19 protein-coding genes are annotated in these 19,815 nt (G+C 68.7%); 6 read left to right on the top strand and 13 right to left on the bottom strand.

Features of this window, described 5'->3' with window-relative positions:
* Window positions 1-25: 25 nt before the first annotated feature.
* The 8 genes from G6N45_RS16220 to dop form a co-directional block, all read right to left on the bottom strand.
* A complete protein-coding gene (locus tag G6N45_RS16220; RefSeq protein ID WP_163723196.1) occupies window positions 26-1,516 on the bottom strand; it encodes an aldehyde dehydrogenase family protein in 1,491 nt (496 codons plus the stop codon).
* 26 nt (window positions 1,517-1,542) lie between these two features.
* Window positions 1,543-2,664 carry an aromatic ring-hydroxylating oxygenase subunit alpha gene (locus G6N45_RS16215; protein WP_163723195.1) on the bottom strand — a complete coding sequence of 374 codons (1,122 nt, stop codon included), beginning with the start codon at window positions 2,662-2,664 and terminating at the stop codon, window positions 1,543-1,545.
* Window positions 2,661-3,803, bottom strand: coding sequence for an N-methyl-L-tryptophan oxidase (gene solA, locus G6N45_RS16210; protein ID WP_163723194.1), 1,143 nt, complete (start codon window positions 3,801-3,803; stop codon window positions 2,661-2,663). The genes G6N45_RS16215 and solA overlap by 4 nt, the downstream gene beginning before the upstream one ends.
* 4 nt (window positions 3,804-3,807) lie before the next feature.
* On the bottom strand, window positions 3,808-6,267 hold the full coding sequence (locus G6N45_RS16205; protein ID WP_163723193.1) for a GcvT family protein: 2,460 nt from the start codon (window positions 6,265-6,267) through the stop codon (window positions 3,808-3,810).
* 212 nt (window positions 6,268-6,479) lie between these two features.
* On the bottom strand, window positions 6,480-7,223 hold the full coding sequence (gene prcA / locus G6N45_RS16200) for a proteasome subunit alpha (RefSeq protein WP_163723192.1): 744 nt from the start codon (window positions 7,221-7,223) through the stop codon (window positions 6,480-6,482).
* On the bottom strand, window positions 7,220-8,137 hold the full coding sequence (prcB, locus tag G6N45_RS16195; protein ID WP_057148695.1) for a proteasome subunit beta: 918 nt from the start codon (window positions 8,135-8,137) through the stop codon (window positions 7,220-7,222). The genes prcA and prcB overlap by 4 nt, the downstream gene beginning before the upstream one ends.
* The gene (locus G6N45_RS16190; RefSeq protein ID WP_043409984.1) at window positions 8,134-8,328 is read right to left on the bottom strand and encodes a ubiquitin-like protein Pup; all 195 of its coding nucleotides are present in this window, start codon (window positions 8,326-8,328) and stop codon (window positions 8,134-8,136) included. The genes prcB and G6N45_RS16190 overlap by 4 nt, the downstream gene beginning before the upstream one ends.
* 94 nt (window positions 8,329-8,422) lie before the next feature.
* Window positions 8,423-9,931, bottom strand: a complete 1,509-nt coding sequence (gene dop / locus G6N45_RS16185; protein WP_163723191.1) for a pup deamidase/depupylase — start codon at window positions 9,929-9,931, stop codon at window positions 8,423-8,425.
* 105 nt (window positions 9,932-10,036) lie between these two features.
* On the opposite strand from dop, the gene G6N45_RS16180 reads away from it, so the two are divergent.
* On the top strand, window positions 10,037-11,191 hold the full coding sequence (locus G6N45_RS16180; protein WP_163723190.1) for a hypothetical protein: 1,155 nt from the start codon (window positions 10,037-10,039) through the stop codon (window positions 11,189-11,191).
* Window positions 11,188-12,342 (top strand): hypothetical protein, encoded by a 1,155-nt coding sequence (locus G6N45_RS16175; protein WP_163723189.1) that lies wholly within the window; start codon window positions 11,188-11,190, stop codon window positions 12,340-12,342. Before G6N45_RS16180 ends, G6N45_RS16175 begins: the two co-directional genes overlap by 4 nt.
* 13 nt (window positions 12,343-12,355) lie before the next feature.
* Here the strand turns inward: G6N45_RS16175 and G6N45_RS28070 are convergent, their stop codons facing one another.
* Window positions 12,356-12,667, bottom strand: coding sequence for a DUF4333 domain-containing protein (locus tag G6N45_RS28070; protein WP_246228702.1), 312 nt, complete (start codon window positions 12,665-12,667; stop codon window positions 12,356-12,358).
* Window positions 12,668-12,959: 292 nt separating this feature from the next.
* Between G6N45_RS28070 and G6N45_RS16165 the strand changes: the two genes are divergently transcribed.
* The gene (locus G6N45_RS16165; RefSeq protein WP_163723188.1) at window positions 12,960-13,571 is read left to right on the top strand and encodes a hypothetical protein; all 612 of its coding nucleotides are present in this window, start codon (window positions 12,960-12,962) and stop codon (window positions 13,569-13,571) included.
* Here the strand turns inward: G6N45_RS16165 and G6N45_RS16160 are convergent.
* The 3 genes from G6N45_RS16160 to arc are packed head-to-tail and all read right to left on the bottom strand — an operon-like array spanning window position 13,544 to window position 17,330.
* Window positions 13,544-14,938 (bottom strand): phenylacetate--CoA ligase family protein, encoded by a 1,395-nt coding sequence (locus G6N45_RS16160; RefSeq protein WP_246228701.1) that lies wholly within the window; start codon window positions 14,936-14,938, stop codon window positions 13,544-13,546. The two genes, G6N45_RS16165 and G6N45_RS16160, sit on opposite strands and share 28 nt — an antisense overlap.
* A gap of 7 nt (window positions 14,939-14,945) precedes the next feature.
* Window positions 14,946-15,443, bottom strand: a complete 498-nt coding sequence (locus G6N45_RS16155) for an adenosine-specific kinase (protein ID WP_163723187.1) — start codon at window positions 15,441-15,443, stop codon at window positions 14,946-14,948.
* Between the two features lie 45 nt (window positions 15,444-15,488).
* Window positions 15,489-17,330 (bottom strand): proteasome ATPase, encoded by a 1,842-nt coding sequence (gene arc / locus G6N45_RS16150; protein ID WP_163723186.1) that lies wholly within the window; start codon window positions 17,328-17,330, stop codon window positions 15,489-15,491.
* Window positions 17,331-17,477: 147 nt separating this feature from the next.
* Between arc and G6N45_RS16145 the strand changes: the two genes are divergently transcribed.
* Genes G6N45_RS16145 through G6N45_RS16135 form a run of 3 tightly spaced genes read left to right on the top strand, consistent with a single transcriptional unit; the run spans window position 17,478 to window position 18,861 of the window.
* Entirely contained in the window at window positions 17,478-17,966 is a 489-nt protein-coding gene (locus G6N45_RS16145; RefSeq protein ID WP_163723185.1) for an MTB12 family secreted protein, read from the top strand.
* Window positions 17,967-17,997: 31 nt separating this feature from the next.
* Window positions 17,998-18,561 (top strand): lipoprotein LppK, encoded by a 564-nt coding sequence (locus tag G6N45_RS16140; protein ID WP_246228700.1) that lies wholly within the window; start codon window positions 17,998-18,000, stop codon window positions 18,559-18,561.
* Window positions 18,562-18,564: 3 nt separating this feature from the next.
* Window positions 18,565-18,861, top strand: a complete 297-nt coding sequence (locus G6N45_RS16135; RefSeq protein ID WP_163723183.1) for a DUF503 domain-containing protein — start codon at window positions 18,565-18,567, stop codon at window positions 18,859-18,861.
* Between the two features lie 73 nt (window positions 18,862-18,934).
* Here the strand turns inward: G6N45_RS16135 and G6N45_RS16130 are convergent, their stop codons facing one another.
* Window positions 18,935-19,765 (bottom strand): tRNA (adenine-N1)-methyltransferase, encoded by an 831-nt coding sequence (locus tag G6N45_RS16130; RefSeq protein WP_163723182.1) that lies wholly within the window; start codon window positions 19,763-19,765, stop codon window positions 18,935-18,937.
* Window positions 19,766-19,815: the final 50 nt, after the last annotated feature.

The raw sequence follows: 19,815 nt of genomic DNA, 5'->3' as shown, positions 1-19,815 counted from the left end.
ATGTTGCCCTTCTTTCAGGCCGATCTCAATTCTTGAACCAGCCCGCGGCGGTGGGAGCGGTGTTGTGCCAGATGTGTTTGTGCTCTTGATATTCGGCCAGCCCGGTGGGGCCCAGTTCGCGCCCGTTGCCCGATTTGCCGAACCCGCCCCATTCGGCGGACGCGGTGTAGTAGCCGAAGTCGTTGAGCCAGACCGTGCCGTGCCGCAGTGCACGCACCACACGTTCGCCCCGGGCGGTGTCCGATGTCCGAACCCCGGCCGCGAGACCGTATTCCGTGTCGTTGCCGAGGGCGATGGCCTCGTCCTCGCTGGTGAATCGCTCGACCGTCAGGATCGGCCCGAAGGTCTCCTCTGCGACGATGCGCATCGACCGGTCGCACCGGTCGAAGATCGTGGGAAGGTAGAAGTAGCCGTGCGCCAAGGCCGGATCGCTGGGCCGCGAACCGCCGCAGACCAGCTTGGCGCCTTCTGAGACACCCAGTGCGACATAGTCTTCCACCTTCGCCCTGTGCTGCTCGGAGACCAGCGGCCCGGTCTCGCTGGCCGGGTCCATGCCGTTTCCGACGCGGATGGTGCCCGCGCGGTCGGCCAGCGCGGCGACGAAGTCGTCGGCGATGGACTCCTCGACGATCAGCCGGGTGCCCGCCGAGCAGACCTGCCCGGAATGCAGGAAGACGCCGGTGAGCACATGGTCGACGGCGGCGTCCCAGTCTCCGCTGTCGCGGACGTCGGCGAACACGATGTGCGGGTTCTTGCCGCCGAGTTCGAGGGCCACCTTGGTGACGTGCGCGGCGGCGGTCGCCGCGATGCTGCGCCCGGTGGCCAGGCCGCCGGTGAACGAGATGAAGTCGACGTCCGGGTTGTCGGTGAGCGCGGAGCCGAGGGTGGCGCCGCTGCCCTGCAGAAGGTTGACCACGCCGGGCGGCAACCCCACCTCGTCGAGCAGACGAACGAACGCGATGGTGCTCAGCGGGGTGACCTCGCTGGGTTTGGCCACCATGGTGCAGCCCGCCGCCAGTGCGGGCGCCACCTTCCAGGACATCTGCAGCAGCGGGTAGTTCCACGGCGCGATCAGCACGCACACCCCGATCGGTTCGCGCACCACCCGGCTGATGACGGCGGGGTCTCCGACGTCGACCAGCGTGTCGGTCTCGACACCGATCAGGCGGGAGTAGTACCGGAACACCGAGGTGACGTCGTCGATGTCGATCCGGCTCTCCGCGAGCGTCTTTCCGGTGTCCCGCGTCTCCAGATGCGCGAGATCCTCCTTGTCGCGCTGCAGCAGGTCGGCGATCCTGTTCAGCAGCTCGGAGCGCTCAGCGGCGGTGGTGGCGCGCCAGGCGCCGTCGTCGAAGGCGGCCCGGGCAGCCGCCACGGCTGCGCGCGCGTCGTCGGGGGTGGCTTCGTCGACCACGGCGGCGACGGAGCCGTCGGCGGGGTCGACGATCTCGCGGGTGCCTCCGTCGGAGGCGTGCCGCCAGGTGCCACCGATACAGAGGTCGGGTTCACCGTCCATGTCTGTCGCGGCCTCCTCGTTGTCGTCTACACCGACGTCGCCAGCCGGGACACTACCCAGTGATGGAACTCCGCGAGGTGATGTTCCGCGGGAACGAGGACACCGCCGTCACGGTAGGCCCGCGACGACATCGCGGGCTGGGTGCGTTCGCAGGCGTCGAAGTCCTGCAGGTTGACCCGGTGGAACAGTTCGACCGACGCGGACACGTCGCGCTCGGAGGCGACGACGTCACCGGTGTAGAGCCAGTCGCACTCGACGATCGTGCGGTCCACCGACATCGGGAACATCCGGTGGAAGATCACGTGATCGGGCACCAGGTTGATGAACACCGTCGGTTTCACGGTGATCGCGTAGTAGCGGCGGTCCTGGTCGTCGGTGATGCCCGGCAGCCGGTCGAAACCCGCGGCGCCGTCTACGGTGAAACCCGCCACCTCGGTGCCGAACTCCGCACCGAGACCGACGTTGGCCTGGGCGGCCACTCCCCGCGCGAACTCGGGCAGCACGCCGACCAGTTCGGGATGGATGGAGCTGCAGTGGTAGCACTCCATGAAGTTCTCGACGATGAGCTTCCAGTTGGCCGCGACGTCGTAGACCACCCGGTGCCCCACGTCCAGCCCGCCGATGCCGTACCGGTTGATCGTATCGGCGTCGCCGAGGGTGCGGGTCGCCTCGCCGATCACGTCGTCGAACGGCGGCGGGGTGTCGGACAGGCACACCCAGGCGTAGCCGAGCCACTCCGTCAGCGCGACGGGCACCAGGCCGTAGGCGTACCGGTCGATGGGCGCGCCGGCACCGTCGGTCAGCGTCCCGATGTTCGGCGCGGCGACCAGCTTGCCGTCCAGGGCGTAGGTCCAGGAGTGGTACGGGCAGCGCAGCGTACGCTTCACCTCCCCCTCGGACTCGGTACACAGCTGCGCCCCGCGGTGCCTGCAGACGTTGAGGAAGGCACGCAGCAACCCGTCGCGTCCGCGCACCAGCAGCACGCTCTCACGGCCGACCTGGACCTTCTTGAACTTTCCGGGCAGCGCCAGGTCCGACGAGCGCACCGCACAGAACCACATGTTCTCGAAGATGTGTTCCTGCTCGGCGGCGAAGACGTCGGCACCGGTGTAGTAGCGGCCGCCGAGCGTGGCGAGAAGGGCGGTCATGTCGTCACCAACCTCTTGGGGTCGAACAGCGAGATCGGGTGCGCCGTCGCGCCGGAGATGGCCAGGTCGGCGAGGATCTCCCCCACCACGGGAACGAATTTGAAGCCGTGCCCGGAGAATCCGCACGCCACCGTCACATGGTCGCTGTCGGGATGGCGCGCGATCACGAAGTGCTGGTCGGGGGTGTTGGAGTACATGCATGTCGCCGAGTGCAGGCACGGCCCGTCCAGTGCGGGCAGCAGGCGGGCGACCGTCTCCCGCATCTCGCGGATCTCGCGGGAGTGCACGGTCCGGTCGATGGTGTCTGGCGTGCATTCGATCCCTTTACGGAAGAACGCGACCTTGACACCTCCCCGCGGTCCGTCGATGGCGGGAAATCCGTAGGACTGCATCCCGGAGGAGTCCTCGTGAATGAAGATCGGGTGGTCGACGAACGGGGCGGTGCCGCCGACGGGGTCGAGCCAGTACAGCACCTGACGTTCGACGGTGATCGGGATGCCGAACTCGGCGAGCAGCTGCGGCGCCCACGCTCCCGGACAGATGACGAGCTGGCCCGCCGTGTAGGTCGTGGCGGCCGTGCGCACCGTCACGCCGTCGGCGGTCTCCCCCCACTCGAGCACCTCGTCACCGAATTGCAAAGTGGCCCCGGCCTTCTCGGCCAGCTCGAGATGTGCCTGCACGGTCAGTTCGGGCCGGGCGAAACCGGCTTTGGCCTCGTACAGCGCGACGTCGCCGGGCGACGGCGTGAAGTTCGGGTACCGCGCGCGGATCTCGTTCGCGTCGAGGAGCTCGTGCGGCAGGTCCCATTCGCGGCTCGCCCGCAGACTGCCTGCCACGGTGAGGCTGTCGGGCGGGCCGAGGAACAGTCCGCCGGTCATCCGGTACACGTCCCTGCCGCTGTCGACCGCCAACCGGTCCCACAGGTCGTAGGCGCGCAGCAGCAGCGGCACGTAGGCCGGGTCCTCGAAGTAGGACTGCCGGATGATGCGCGACCCGCCGTGGCTGGACCCGCGGTCGTGGGCCGGGGTGAACTTCTCCAGGCCCAGCACGCGCTGCCCCCGCGCGGCCAGGTGGTAGGCGGCGGCGCTGCCCATGCCGCCGAGCCCGATGACGATGACATCGAAGGTCTGCGAGGTCATTTCCTCACCGCCTGATCCGGGCCATCTCGGGGTCGACCACCGGTTCGGCGTGCACGACCGCGGTGAGGGTGGTGCCCCGGTAGTCCACGCGCACTGCGTCGCCGACGCCGACCTGAGCGGGCAGCCACGCGTAGGCGATCGTCGCGCCGATGGTCGCCGAGTAGCCGGCACTGGTCACGTATCCGGTGCAGACGCCGGCACGATCACCGTCGAGGAACACCGGTTCCTTGCCCAGCACCGCCGCGTCGGGCTCGTCGAACACGATGCTGCGCAACACCTTCTGCGGTGCCGGCGCCGCCTCCAGCGCTGCCTTGCCGACGAAGTCCTTGTCGGCGCGGACCGCGAAGTCCAGCCCCGCCGCGGCGGGCCGGTGCTCGGCGGTCATGTCGGTTCCCCAGCTGCGGTATCCCTTTTCGATGCGCAGGCTGTTGAACGCGATCCGGCCGGCGGGGATGATCCCGTGCGCCGCCCCGGCGTCGGCGATCAGATCCCACAGCGCCGAGCCGTACTCGGCGCTGGTATAGATCTCCCAGCCGAGCTCACCGACGTAGGACACCCGCATCATCGTCACGGGTATCGCGTCGAGGTAGGTGCGCAGCGCCCGGAAGTAGGGGAAGCCTTTGTGCGACAGATCGTCCGGGCACAGGGGTGCGACGACGTCGCGGGCGGCGGGCCCCCACACCCCGAGGCAGCAGGTGCCGCCGGTGATGTCGCGCAGCGTGACATCGGCGGGCTTGTGCCGGGACAGCCAGTCGAAGTCCATCGGCGAGTTCGCGCCGACCTGGAAGGTGTCGGGTCCGAGCCGTGCGACGGTCAGGTCGCTGCGGATGCCGCCTGCGTCGTCGAGAAGCAGGGTGTAGGTGACCGATCCGACGCGCTTGTCGACGTTGTTGGTGGTCATCTGCTGCAGGAACGCCACCGCGCCCGGTCCGGACACGTCGTAGCGCGTCAGCGGGGTCATGTCGTACATCGCGACGTGCTCGCGGGTCCAGCGCGCTTCGGCGACCGAGATCGGGGACCAGAATCGCGACGCCCAGTCGTCGCGGGCGGGCACGGTCAGTCCGTCATCGAAGAGCCGCCCCGCCAGTGCGGCGTTCGACTCGAACCAGGCGGGACGCTCCCAGCCGCCGCCCTCGAAGAAGAACGCGCCGAGCTCGGTGTGGCGGGCGTGGAACGGGCTGGTGCGCAGTCCGCGCAGCGCCGTGCGGTACTGGTGCGGATGGATGACGTCGTAGACCTCGACGAACGCCTGAGAACTGGTCTGCAGGACGAACTTCGGGCTGCGGGCGACGTCTTCGAAGCGGTACAGGTCGCACTCGTGGGTGTCGACGGACGGGGTCCCGTCGATGATCCACTCCGCCGTCGCCCTGGCCACCCCGGCGGAATGGGTGACCCAGACCGCCTCGGCGACCCAGAAGCCGCGCAGGTCGCGGTGTTCACCCATGATGGAGAAGCCGTCCGGGGTGAACGAGAAGATGCCGTTGAACGCCTCTTCGATCTTCGAGTCGTCCAGAGCGGGAATCAATCTCGCCGCCGCTTCCCATGCGGGCGCGAAGTCCTCCTCGGTGAAGGGCAGCATGGAGGGCATCGCCTCACCGGCGGTGTCGGCGAGCAGCGTGCTCATGTCGACGGGCATCGGCTTGTGGGCATAGGACCCGATGCCCAGCCGGTCGACGTGCTCGCGGAAGTAGAGGTCCTGGTCCTGGTGGCGCAGGATCGGCAGGCCGGCCTCGGCCAGTTCGGAGTTGCGCCCGACCAGCTCGGCGATCTGGCCGGTGCGGGCGTACTGGTGGGCCATCGGCACGAGCGGTAGCACCAGGCCGACCTGCCGGGCGAACTGCGCGCCCCAGAAGCCCGCGGAGCACACCACGACGTCGGCGTCGAGGACGCCGTCGGCGGTGCGCACGCCGGTGACCCGCTCGCCGTTGTCGAGGATGCCGAGCACCTCGGTGTGCGGGAGCAGCGTGGCGCCGCGCGCCTCGGCGCGGCGGGCCTGGGCTTCCGCGGCACGCAGCGCCTTGGCCAGCCCGTCGCTCGGGGTGTGGAAGCCGCCGAGGATCTGCTCCCGGTCGACCAGCGGGTGCAGCGCCACGCATTCGGCGGGGGTGAGCAGCCGGCCCTCGATGCCCCACGCCTGCGCCCAGCCGGCCTTGCGATGCAGATCTGCCCAGCGTTCGTCGGTGGTGGCGACCTCGAGACCGCCGACCGGGTTGAAGGCCCAGCCGCCGGGGTGCTGGAGGCCCCCGAGGCTGTTGAACTTCTCCACGGTGTAGCGGGCGAAGGCGGTCATCGTCTTCGACGGATTGGTCTGGAAGACCAGCCCCGGCGCATGGGAGGTGGAGCCGCCGGTGGCGAACAGCGGGCCCCGGTCGACGACGGTGACGTCGGTCCAGCCGCGCGCGGTCAGTTCGTCGGCCAGCGACGTACCGACGATGCCCGCGCCGATCACGACGACTTTGGGCATGGTTCCATCGCTCTCGGGTCATCCGGGGTGATTGTGTAGTTGCGCATTACGCAACGTGATGCGCGATATGCAACAGAATCATCCACCCTGGATGCACGCCGCGCAAGACGAACACGCTGGGGAAATCCTGGGGTGCTACACGCGAACGTGCATCCTCCGTCGCCACACAACGGCGGCGGCTACCGGGAATGCACGTTCGCGGAGAAGAGGCGCTAGTCCTTCGACTCGGACTCGGGGGCCTCGGCCGGCGTCTCCGCGGCGGGAAGCATCGCCTCGAGCGCCGCGCCGGTGATCCGCCGGAACGCGCGGCGCGGACGGTTGGCGTCGAGCACCGCGACCTCGAGCGTCGACGGGGCCAGCGTGCGCGGCTCGGTACCGTTGCCGCCCGCGCCCAGCGCCTTCACCGCGATCGACACGGCGTCGGCCAGGCTCAGATTCTCGGCGTAGGACTCGGTGAGCGCGGTGATGATCGGCTCGGTCGTGCCGCCCATCACCACGAAATGCGGCTCGTCCGCGATCGACCCGTCGTAGGTGATGCGATACAGCTCGGGTGCCTTGGTCTCGCCGTGGTGAGCCACCTCGGCCACGCACAGCTCCACCTCGTAGGGCTTGGCCTGCTCGGTGAAGATGGTGCCCAGAGTCTGGGCGTACACATTGGCCAGCTGCCTGCCGGTCACGTCGCGACGCGAGTAGGCGTAGCCCTGCGTATCGGCGAACCGGATACCGCCGCTGCGCAGGTTGTTGAACTCGTTGAAGCGGCCGACGGCGGCGAAACCGACCCGGTCGTAGAGTTCGCTGACCTTCTGCAGCGACCGCGACGGGTTTTCCGCGACGAACAGCACGCCGTCCGCGTAGGCCAGCGCGATCACGCTGCGGCCGCGGGCGATGCCCTTGCGGGCGAGCTCGGAACGCTCACGCATCGCCTGCTCGGGCGAGATGAAATACGGGAAGCTCACAGCTCGTCACCTCGAAGGGGTTCCGCATTGGGCCCGAACGTGTCTGTCCGCGAACGATTCTCGATGATCTCGCGGCACAGCGCGGCGATCTGCTGCTCGGTGACCTCGACCGCGCCCTCGGCGTCGATGCTCACCGCGGTCGGGAAGATCCCCCGCACCAGGTCGGGACCGCCGGTCGCGGAATCGTCGTCGGCGGCGTCATAGAGTGCCTCGATGGCCACCCTCAGCGCCGACTCGGCATCGCGCACCTGCGCGTACAGCTTCTTCATCGATGATTTGGCGAAGATCGACCCCGAGCCGACGGACTGGTAGCCCTCCTCCTCGAGGTTGTGACCGCCGGCTGCGTCGAACGACACGATCCGGCCGGCCCGCTCGGGGTTCGGATCATCGAGGTCGTAACCCGCCAGCAGCGGCAGCGCGATGAAGCCCTGCAGCGCCGCGCCGAGATTGCCGCGCACCATGGTGGCCAGCCGGTTCACCTTGCCCGGGAACGTCAGCGGCACTCCCTCGATCTTCTCGTAGTGCTCGAGTTCCACGGCGTAGAGGCGCGCGAACTCCACCGCGATCGCGGCCGTGCCCGCGATGCCGGTGACCGTGTAGTCGTCGGTGATGTACACCTTCTGCACGTCGCGGCTGGCGATCATGTTGCCTTGCGTGGCCCGCCGGTCACCGGCCATCAGCACGCCGCCGGGGAACTTCAGCGCCACGATCGTGGTGCCGTGCGGAACGGCTTCGGTCGGCAGGCTGGTCGGCCCAGGTCCACCGGGTCCGGGCAGCAGATGTGGCGCCTGCTGACGCAGGAAGTCCGAGAACGACGACAGATTCACTCCGCCGTGTGACAGACCCCGCGGCAAGGCGTCAAAAGCTCCCGGGAACGGGTGGGGAAAGGACTGATCGCGATGCGGCCAGGTCACTGTCCACCCTTCTGCACGTACGCACGCACGAAGTCTTCTGCGTTCTCCTCGAGGACGTCATCGATCTCGTCGAGCAGATCGTCGGTCTCTTCGGTCAGCTTCTCGCGGCGCTCCTGGCCGGCGGCCGTGCTGGCGGTGGGGTCGTCGTCGTCGCCGCCTCCGCCGCCGCGCTTGGTCTGCTCCTGAGCCATCGCTGCCTCCTGCGTATGTGATCGGCGGGCTTGGAGCTGCCCGCCGGTCCCTCCACCCTACCGGTCAGGCGTGGGATTGCCGGGGATAGCTCGATCAGTTCGTCAGTTGCTCGACGAGCTCCGCGGCGCTGTCCACCGAATCCAGCAGGGCCCCGACATGGGCCTTGCTGCCCCTCAGCGGTTCGAGTGTCGGGATCCGCACCAGCGAGTCGCCGCCGAGATCGAAGATCACCGAATCCCAGCTGGCCGCGGCGATGTCGGCGCCGAACCGCCGCAGGCACTCCCCGCGGAAGTACGCCCGCGTGTCGGTGGGCGGGTTCTCCACGGCGTCGAGCACCTGCTGCTCGGTGACCAACCGCTTCATCGAGCCGCGTGCCACGAGCCGGTTGTAGAGGCCCTTGTCGAGCCGCACATCCGAGTACTGCAGATCCACCAGGTGCAGCCGCGGCGCGTTCCAGCTGAGGTTCTCCCGATTGCGGAAACCCTCGAGCAGACGCAGCTTGGCCGGCCAGTCCAGCAGATCCGCACACTCCATCGGGTCGCGCTCGAGCAGATCCAGCACGTGCGCCCACGTCTCGAGGACGTGGGAGGCGCGCGGATCCGGGTCGCGGCTGTCGACCAGCTTCGCGACACGATCGAGGTAGATCCGCTGCAGCGCCAGGCCCGTCAGCTCCCGCCCGTCGGCCAGAGCCACGGTGGCGCGCAGCGACGGGTCGCGGGAGAGCACGTGCACGGCGTGCACCGGCCGGGCCAGCGCCAGGTCGCTCAGATCGGCGCCGATCTGCGGCCCCTCCTCGATCAGGTCGAGCACCAGCGACGTGGCGCCCAGCTTGAGGTAGGTGGACGTCTCGGCGAGGTTGGCGTCGCCGATGATCACGTGCAGCCTGCGGTACTTGTCCGCGTCGGCGTGCGGCTCGTCGCGGGTGTTGATGATGCCGCGCTTGAGCGTCGTCTCCAGCCCGACCTCGACCTCGATGTAGTCGGAGCGCTGCGAGAGCTGGAAGCCCGGCTCGTCCCCCGAGGGGCCGATGCCGACCCGGCCCGACCCGGTGACCACCTGCCGGGACACCAGGAACGGGGTGAGGCCGGCGATGACGGCCGAGAACGGCGTCTGCCGCGACATCAGGTAGTTCTCGTGCGAGCCGTACGACGCGCCCTTGCCGTCGACGTTGTTCTTGTAGAGCTGCAGCTTGGCCGCCCCGGGCACGCTCGCGACGTGGCGGGCCGCCGCCTCCATCACCCGCTCGCCGGCCTTGTCCCAGATCACCGCGTCCATCGGGTCGGTGCACTCGGGCGCGGAGTACTCGGGATGGGCGTGGTCGACGTAGAGCCGGGCGCCGTTGGTGAGGATCATGTTGGCCGCGCCGACCTCGTCGGCGTCGACGACCGGCGGCGGACCGGACGCGCGGCTCAGGTCGAACCCCCGGGCGTCGCGCAGCGGGGATTCCACCTCGTAGTCCCACCGGGTGCGCTTGGCCCGCTGCAGACCCGCCGCGGCGGCGTAGGCCAGCACGGCCTGAGTCGAGGTCAAGATCGGATTCGCCGTCGGATCGGACGGCGAGGAGATCCCGTACTCGACCTCCGTTCCGATGATCCGTTGCATGACGACCAGCCTAGAGGTGCGCACGGACCGCGTGACAGGAGGCCGTGCCACGCCGGTGCGGAATCCCGGCGATGACCTGCGGCAGCGTGGTGAGATTGGGCGATCATGATCACGCAGCATCCGGATCGCGAGCAACGCCTGACGGCCGAACACTGGTTCCTGCGCCGTGGCCTGCCGGCGGTGCTGCGGCCGGGCACGCTGGTGCGCCGGATCGGGGCCCGGTCGGCGCCGGCGTTGGCCGCCTTCGCGGTGGTGATGGCGTTCTCGGTCCTGATCGTCGCGGTGACCGGCAAGCACACCATCGACATCGACGGAACCCCCACCCGCACCGAGTGGTTCGTGCTCGCGATCGTCGTGCTCGTCGCGCCGGCGGCGTCGACCACGGGTTGGCTCGTGTCGCGCTCCGCGAATCTTCGCCTGCGCCGGGCCGTGTCGGCGGCGTCGCTGGCGGTGGCCGCGGTGGCCACCGTGTTCGGCGGACCCAGCGCTCGGAACCTCGTCGACGTGGTGATCGAGGGTGTGGTCATCGCCGCGATACTGCTTTGCACCGCAACGGGAGTCGGCTCGGTGCTCGGGTGGGCGGCGCGGATGACGCTGGCGAACCTGGCCTCGGTGGGCAGCCTGCTGGCGCGCGCCCTACCGGTGATGCTGCTGACTGTGCTGGTGTTCTTCAACGGACCGGTCTGGACCATGGCGTCGACCGTGAGCCGCGGCCGGTTGTGGCTGGCGCTGCTGTTCCTGTTCGCCATCGCGGCGGCCTTCCTGGTCTCCACCACCCTCGGCCTGGTACGGCCCATCCTGCGTCCGGAGGCCAAACGGCCCGAACACGCGCAGATGCTCGTCGGCACCCCGTTCGAGTCGATGCCCGACCGGCCCCGCCGGGTGCGGCTGTCCCGTCCGGAACGGGTCAATGTGATTGTCGTGGTGGCACTCTCGCAGATCACCCAGGTGATGACGGTGGCCGTGGTGACCGGCTTGCTGTTCGGCGTGTTCGGGCTGATCCTGATCAGTCCGGAGTTGCTGGCCGCGCTGACGCGGGGCGGCTCGAGCGACGGCCAGCTGCTGGGCATGACGCTGCCGATTCCGCAGGCGCTGATCCAGATCACGATGTTCCTGACCGCGCTGACGTTCATGTACCTGGCAGCGCGTGCCGTCACCGACAAGGAGTACCGCGCCCAGTTCGTCGACCCGTCGATCGAGGATCTGCTGTTGACCCTGGTGGCGCGGGACCGCTACCGGGCCGCGACGGCGGCCAGGTGAGCGGGCCGGCCGTCGGGTCCCGGGCGATCCACGAGTGGTTCCTGCACCGCGGGCTGCCCCTGGTGCTGACCCGGCGGGTGCGCTCCCGGGCGCTGATCGCGCGCTCGGCGCCGGCGGTGGCCGGGGTCGGCGCGCTGACCGCGGTCACCCTGCTGCTGGCCGAATGGACCGGCGAGGACCCCGATTACGGCAGCATCCTGCGGCTGGCCGTGGTCGCGGTGGCGCTGGCCGCAGCGCCGTTCGCGCTCGAGGTGCTGCATCAGCGGTCGACGACGGCATCCCGGGTGGGCAGGCGCACGACGGCGCTGGCCGTGATGGCGATCTTCGTTCTGGTGATGCCCGTCGTGGTGTCCGGCTGGTCGGCGGCGGCGCTGGCCGAGGTCCCGGCGTTCCTCCTGGTGTCGCTGCTGACGGTCTGGCTGACCTACCTGGGACTGGGCTCGATCGCGCTGTGGGCGTTCCGCTTCGCATGGGTGCAGCTCGGGGCGCTGGGGACGTTGATGAGCCGGGCGCTGCCGCTGCTGATGCTGACCGTGGTCGTGTACTTCACCGGCGAGCTCTGGCAGCTGTCGGCCCGCATGACCCGCCAAAGACTGTGGCAGACCGTCGGATTCCTCGCCCTGGTGGCGCTGGTGTTCATGGTGGCGACGATCCGCGACGAGGTCCGCGCGCTGCGGCAGGACAGGTCTCGGCAGTCCGACCCGGCGGCGCTGCTGGCCGGCACTCCGCTGGCCGATGCCCGCCCGGGAGCCAGGACACCGCTCTCGCTGCCCGAACAGGTCAACGTGGTGGCCGTGATGGTGGTCGCCCAGGCGATCCAGGTGGTGTTGTTCACCACCGGCCTGTTCGCGTTCTTCCTGGCATTGGGCATCATCGCGGTGCCCGACGAGGTGACGGTGGTCTGGTCCGGTGAACAGACCTGCACGGTCGGCGAACCGCCTTGTGCGGGAACGTGGTTCGGGGTGCACGTGCCCGTACCGCAGACCGTCGTGCACACCTCGCTGTTCGTCGCGGTGCTGTCCGGGCTGTACTTCACGGTCAGCACCAGCGTCGACCCGCTGTACCGGCAGCGGTTCTTCGAGCCGCTGATCGCCGATGTCGCGGTCAGCCTGGCCGGCCGCGACGCCTACCTGGCCATGGAGCGCGGGTGAGGGGGTCGGCGATTCAGCCGACGATCTCCCACTTGTCTTTGTCACCGGCGCCGCCGGCGGTCACCTTCACCGATCGTGTGGCACCCTGAGGATCGGTGGCCGAACACTCGAATGCCTGTCCCACTTCGACGACCTTGAGGCCGCGCCCGCACTCGACATCGACGTCGAACCCGTACTCGGCCGAGATCTGCTCGGCCAGTCCGGCCGCGGTGTCGTCGAGGTCGTAGACGGTGTCGATGGTGGCGAAATCGACGTTGTAATCGTCGTCGGTGAAGCTGGCCCTGACCCGGACGTCGTTGCCGTCCAGATCAGCGACGCACGTCATTTCGTCACCCGCTTTGGGGCTCGGCGGGCCGTGGGCATTCGACAGAAGACACCTGTCGGGACACGGCCCTGTATTCGCCGTTGAGCTCGTCTGCGATGGCCGACTCCAGCTTCGCGTAGTCCGGACCGCCCGCCGACATCGAGAACTGACACCCCGAGAGCATGGGAACCGTCACGGCCAGCACCGCAAGGACTGGTCGTGGAGACATCATGCTGTGAAAATACTGTGTGCGGCATCTGCGCCGCATTGAAAGACGCACTTTCCGTCCCGTCGGCGACTAGATTCTTCGACCGTGCCCGAACTTCGCGGCCGACGTTACGGCGAGGTGCTCCTGGTCAGTGCCGGACCGGACGGACCGCAGGCGACCGTCTACAACACCTATCCCCTCAACGACTGTCGGCCCGAACTGTGGAGCCGGCTCGATGCCGAGGCCCTGGCCAAGGAGCACGGCGCGCTCACCGCTCTGCTCAACGGACCGCGCTACTGGCTGATGGACGCCATCGAGAAGGACATGGGCGACGACCGCGAGATCGCCACCTTCGGTGGTCTGCAGATGTACCGCCAGGCCGTCGTCACGCTCTCGTCGATGAATCCGCCTCCGTACGTACCGAACACGGTGGCGCGCAACGCGGTGTTCGTGTTCGACGCGGGCCGGCCGGTGTTTGAACTCGTCGACCCGGACGGCGCGCACTGGGTGATGCAGACGTGGAGCCAGATCGTCGACCCCGCGTTGGGTTACGACGACCTGCCGCATCTGGCCGCCCGCCTGACGCTGCCCGACGGATGGTCGTACCGCACCCGAACACTCGAGGATCCGCTGCGCGTCGACACCAGCAGTCAGGCCGCCCAGGTTCTCCAGGACGACCTGACCAACAGCTATTCGCTCGTGGCAGACCAGACTTGACGGAACTTGCCGCTCTTCGCGTCGACCGACGGTGGCTCCGCGGCGTGCCGGACGTCGACCGGTGCGACGCCCTGGCTTCGGAAGAACTCACGAAGCCGGGCATCGACCGCCCGACGCACCCCGACCGGATCGGCATCGGGTTCGCACTCCAGTCGCACCGTGACCGTCTGTGGTTGCGTGCGGATCACCTGGAATCGGCGGACTCCGGCCGTCTCCTCGACCACGGTTCCGAGAGCCAGCGGTAGTACCCACACCGACTCTCCCTCCGGTGACGCGAAGGTCAGAAGGTCGCCGGCCCGCCCCTGCACGGTGATCCCGGGCAGCCCGTTGCCGCACGGGCACGGCGATGTCGCCGGTTCGACACGGTCGCCGAGGTCGTAGCGGATCAGCGGCTGTACGCGGTTGGCCAGGTTGGTGACGAGCACGGTGTGGGAGATGGCTCCGGGGGCAACCGGTCGATAGTGCTCGTCGACCGGCTCGAACAGAAACCAATCGCTGTTGATGTGGAACAGACCCGCCGAACACTGAGCTCCCAGAGCCACGAATTCAGCTGACCCGTAACGGTTTTGGACCACACAGTCGTCGAACGTCGACTCGATATCGGCACCGGCCGGGGCGGTCAGTTCCTCGCCCGCGGTGATCGCCAGGACTGGCCGGATGCACAGGCGGCCCGCCCGTTGTTCTGCAGCCAGGAGCGTCAGCGCGCTCGGATAGCCTTCGAGTACGGTCGGCTGGAAGTCGTTGAGCTCGGCCACCAGAGCCGCGATCGGACGCAGCACCGAGAACACCCGGAACCGTTTGGCGAACGACGGATTGCGTCGCCGGGCGCTTTCCAGAGCCGCGGCCGCGCCGAAGTGACCACCGCCGACGAAGAGCGCGGCGACGCGGAGCCCGCGCCGCGCCATCCCGCCCAGCACGTGGCGCGTCGTCACGGTGTGCCATTCCCCGCGCCTGCCCACGAGCGACAACAACGCCCACGACCGTGCGTCGTGGACGATGACCGCCGGGTCGCCGGTCGTGCCGGACGTCGTCACGACGTGGTACCGGCCGAGGTAGGGCGCACCCGCCAGCGCGGGATCGGCCAGGAAGTCACGCCGCAGCGTCTCGATCGTGATGTCGGGGTCGGTCACCCAATCGTCGAAGTGGCCCATGAGTTCGCGCTTGGCGGTCACCGGGAGTGATCGCACGTCGACCGGTCCTGACGGTACGTTGCGGTAGAGATGCCGGTAGTAGGGAGAGGCCGTACGGGCGTGGTGTACCAGCTCGTCCAGCCGGATTTGCTGACGGTCCGCGATGGCGGGGCCGTCGCCGCGGCGGAACCGCCACGCCTCCCAGGCCATGTTCAGCAGGTCGAGGCGCTCGGACACGGATCCTTCAGAGCTTGTAGCCGATGGCGCGCAACAGGTTGCGCCGGTCGACCGCATCCTCCCCGGTTTCCACGCCGAGCGGCACCTCGCCGTCGACGACCCCGACGATGCCGCGACCGTGTGGGGTCACCGCGATCACGACATCCACCGGATTGGCCGTCGCACAGAAGATCCCGCAGACCTCCGGAACCGCCTTGATCGGGTTGAGCACGTTGACGGGAAAGCCCTCCCGCAAGAAGATCACGAAACAGTGCCCGGCAGCGACGGCCAGTGCGTTGCGGGCGGCCAGCTCGACCAGCTCGGGGTCATTCCCCGACCGCCGCACCAACCGGGGTCCCGACGCCTCGCAGAACGCCAGACCGAACCGAAGCGCCGAGCTGACGCCGGCGAGGGCCTCGTGCAGGTCCTCAACCGTCTTGATGAAGTGCGCCTGGCCGATGATCACGTTGAGGTCGTCCGGCTTGTCGACGGACACCACATCCCAGGACAGCGACGGCGCGGTCACATGACCATGCTGCCACCGCCGCCGTCCCCGTCGGAGCGGATTGCGCTACAGATACTGACCCAGGTTCGACTCGGTGTCGATCGCCCGGCTCGCCGACGAACTCTTCCCGGTGACCAACGTGCGGATGTACACGATCCGCTCGCCCTTCTTGCCCGAGATGCGGGCCCAGTCATCGGGATTGGTGGTGTTGGGCAGATCCTCGTTCTCTGCGAACTCGTCGACGATCGAGTCCAGCAGGTGCTGGATGCGCAGACCGGGCTGGCCGGTCTCCAGCACGGACTTGATCGCGTTCTTCTTCGCCCGGTCCACGACGTTCTGGATCATCGCCCCGGAGTTGAAGTCCTTGAAGTACATGACTTCCTTGTCACCGTTGGCGTAGGTGACCTCCAGGAACCGGTTGTCGTCGATCTCGGCGTACATCCGCTCGACGACCTTCTCGATCATCGCCTTGATCGTCAGGCGGCGGTCCCCGTTGAACTCGGAGAGATCGTCGGCGTGAATCGGCAGTTCCGCTGTGAGGTACTTGCTGAAGATGTCCTGCGCCGCCTCCGCGTCCGGCCGCTCGATCTTGATCTTGACGTCCAGGCGGCCGGGCCGCAGGATCGCCGGGTCGATCATGTCCTCGCGGTTGGAGGCGCCGATGACGATGACGTTCTCCAGTCCCTCCACACCGTCGATCTCGCTGAGCAGCTGGGGCACCACCGTGGTCTCCACGTCGGAGCTGACCCCGGTGCCGCGGGTGCGGAAGATCGAGTCCATCTCGTCGAAGAACACGATGACGGGCGTGCCCTCGGACGCCTTCTCCCGCGCGCGCTGGAAGATCAGCCGGATGTGCCGCTCGGTCTCGCCGACGAACTTGTTCAGCAGCTCCGGGCCCTTGATGTTGAGGAAGTAGGACTTCGCCTCGCGGGCGTCGTCGCCACGGACCTCGGCCATCTTCTTGGCCAGCGAGTTGGCCACCGCCTTGGCGATCAGCGTCTTGCCGCAGCCGGGCGGGCCGTAGAGCAGCACGCCCTTGGGCGGGCGCAGCGAGTACTCGCGGTAGAGCTCCTTGTGCAGGAACGGCAGCTCGACGGCGTCGCGGATCTGCTCGATCTGGCGGGTGAGACCGCCGATGTCGTGGTAGCTGACGTCGGGCACCTCCTCGAGCACCAGGTCCTCGACCTCGGCCTTGGGGATGCGCTCGAAGGCGTACCCGGCCTTGGTGTCGACCAGCAGCGAGTCGCCAGGGCGCAGCTTGCGCGGCCGGTCGTCGCCGAGCACGTCGTCGTCGTAGCCGTCGGGCAGATCCTCGGACGCGACCAGCGGCTCGGCCAGCCACACGATGCGCTCCTCGTCGGCGTGGCCGACGACCAGCGCCCGGTGGCCGTCGGAGAGGATCTCGCGCAGGGTGCTGATCTCGCCGACCGACTCGTAGTGACCGGCCTCGACCACCGTGAGCGCCTCGTTGAGGCGGACCGTCTGACCCTTCTTGAGCTCTTTGGTGTCGATGTTCGGGGAGCACGTCAGGCGCATCTTGCGACCGGAGGTGAACACGTCGACGGTGTCGTCCTCCTGCACCGACAGCAGCACGCCGTAGCCGCTCGGGGGCTGACCGAGGCGGTCGACCTCCTCGCGGAGCGCCAGCAACTGCTGACGCGCCTCCTTGAGGGTGTCCATCAGCTTGGCGTTACGCGCGGCCAGGGAATCGATGCGGGCCTCGAGCTGGTGGACGTCGCGGGCGCTGCGCAGTCCGCTCTGCGGCCCGACCGCACTTTCGAGCTGCTCGCGCAGGGCGGCCGCTTCGCGGCGCAACTGCTCCAGCTCGGCAGCGTCATCGCCGGACAGCCGGCTCTGGGGGGATGCCCCGAAGGCATCAGAGGCTTCGGGACGTTCGGACTCACTCATGCTGAGCTCCTTTCCCACACCGGATATTGGTGCGGTAACAACTTCAACGCTACCGGCGATTCAGCCTTTGTGTGCGCTCTAGGAATTCGACACACCAGCAACACTGTTAGCCTCTGTACATCAGTTCGTCCGATCGGAAGGACAGTCGTGACCCTCAAATCCCTCTTTACCAGCTTCACCGCTGGGACCGCAGCAGCCGCCGTCGCGGGTGCCGCGGCCGTGGGTGTGACCTCGATTGCACTGGGTGCAGGCGTGGCGGCCGCCGAGCCGGTCGTCGTGAACGCGCCGCTGGCCCCGGCGCCCGAACTCGCGGGCCCTCTGACACAGACGGTCAACGTGCTCGGCTCCGGCGGTTCGTTCTCCGGCAAGCAGGCCTATGTGCAGGACCTGGGCCGCATCGGCGGCATCGGCGTGTCGGCCAAGTACAACAGCGCGGTCGCGAAGGGCTACCTGCCGCTGACCGCGACGGTCGCCGATGTCGACCAGAACGGCAATGTCGCGACGGCCACAGTCACGGCGACACTGCCCAACGGCGTGACCCGCACGATGCCGCTCAGCTTCGTGCAGGGTCCGAGCCCCACCGGCTGGCAGCTCTCGCAGCAGTCGCTGTTCACGTTGGCGGGGATGCTGGGCTGATCCGCCCGATCCTTACCGAACGATGACGCCGGTGCGTCACCCCGTTCTCCTCCGCGGCGCCGCCACGATCGTGGCGGCGTTCGCGTTGGGCGGGTGTGGCCCGGCGACTCCTCCCACGTCCTCTCCGTCGGTCGAGACGTCGCCACCGCCGTCGGTGGGGATCCCCGCCCCGGCCCCTCCGGCGCCCGGCGGACCTCCGCTGCCCCAGCCGTCGGCGTTGACCGACGTGATGGCGCGGCTGGCCGACCCGGCCCTGCCGGGAGCCGAGAAGGTCGCGCTGATCGAGAACGGCACGGCCGGCGAGGCGGCGGGGCTGGACCGCTTCGCCAGTGCGCTGCGCGACAACGGAGCACTGCCGCTGAGCTTCGAGGCGCGCGATCTGGCGTGGTCGCAGAACGGCTCCGGCAACGTCGTCGCGACCGTGATCGTCACGACGGCCAACCCGCAGAGCGGACGCTTCACGTTTCCGATGGAGTTCGCCCCGTCCGACGGATCGTGGCAGCTGACCCGCCAGACCGCCGACCAGCTTCTCGCCCTCGACGCGCCGCCGCCTCCATCGGCCCCACCGCCGCCGGCGCCGACACCGACGCCGTAGACCATGTGGATCGGCTGGCTGGAGTTCGACCTGCTGCTCGGCGACGTGCGATCGCTCAAGCAGAAACGTTCTGCCGTGCGACCCCTGGTCGCCGAGCTGGCGCACCGCTTCTCGGTGTCGGCGGCCGAGACCGGATCCCAGGACCTGCACCGGCGCGCGGGCGTCGGAGTCGGCGTGGTGTCCGCTGACCGGGCGCATGCGGTGACGGTGCTCGACGCCGCCGAACGGCTGGTCGCGGCGCGGCCGGAGTTCGAACTGCTGTCGGTGCGGCGCGGGCTCCGGCGCAGCGACGACGACTGAGTCAGCCGTCGGGCGACGATCAAGCGGCGAGGAACGAGCCGCGATGAGGAGCCCGACAGATTTACACCGACAGTCAGACCGTCGGGCGCTTCTTGCGCAGCGGGATCGGCGCGATCGCACCGGGAGCCAATTTGCGCGCGCTGATCAGAAAGGCAGTGTGGCCCCGCATGGAATGCTCCGGACGCACCGCCAGACCGACGACGTGCCAGCCGCGCTGCATGCTCTCCCAGGCCCGCGGCTCGGTCCAGCACTGCTGTTCGCGCAGCGCCTCGACCGTCTTCGACAACTGGGTCACGGTCGCGACGTAGATCATCAGGACCCCGCCCGGGACCAGCGCGTTGCCGACGGCCTCCAGCACCTCCCACGGCGCGAGCATGTCGAGCACCACCCGGTCGACCTCGGGTCCGGCGTAGTCGGCGACGTCGGCGAGCACCAGTTCCCAGTTCGTGGGCTGCTCGCCGAAGAAGGTGGCCACGTTGCGGATCGCGTGCTCGGCGTGATCCTCGCGCACCTCGTACGACGTCACCCGGCCCTCGGGTCCGACCGCACGCAGCAGCGAGCACGTCAGGGCGCCCGAGCCTGCGCCGGCTTCGAGCACCCGCGCCCCGGGGAAGATGTCCCCCTCGTGGACGATCTGCGCGGCGTCCTTGGGATAGACGACCTGGGCGCCGCGCGGCATCGACATCACATAGTCGACCAGCAGGGGACGCAGCACGAGGAACTGGTCGCCGTTGGTCGATCGCACCACACTGCCCTCGGGCAGCCCGATCACCCCGTCGAGCGAGATGATGCCGCGGTGGGTGTGGAATTCACCGCCCGGCTTGAGCACCATCGTGTAGCGCCTGCCCTTGGCATCGGTGAGTTGCACGCGGTCACCCACGTCGAACGGACCGGTTCTGCGCACAGCTGACCAGCCTGCCAGCAGACGCGGCGCGGTTCGCGCCCGGGTTGCCC

This window comes from Mycolicibacterium psychrotolerans (assembly GCF_010729305.1).
Lineage (GTDB): Bacteria > Actinomycetota > Actinomycetes > Mycobacteriales > Mycobacteriaceae > Mycobacterium > Mycobacterium psychrotolerans.
The sequence above is the reverse complement of the archived record's forward strand: the minus strand, read 5'-3'. Positions and strand labels throughout refer to the sequence as shown.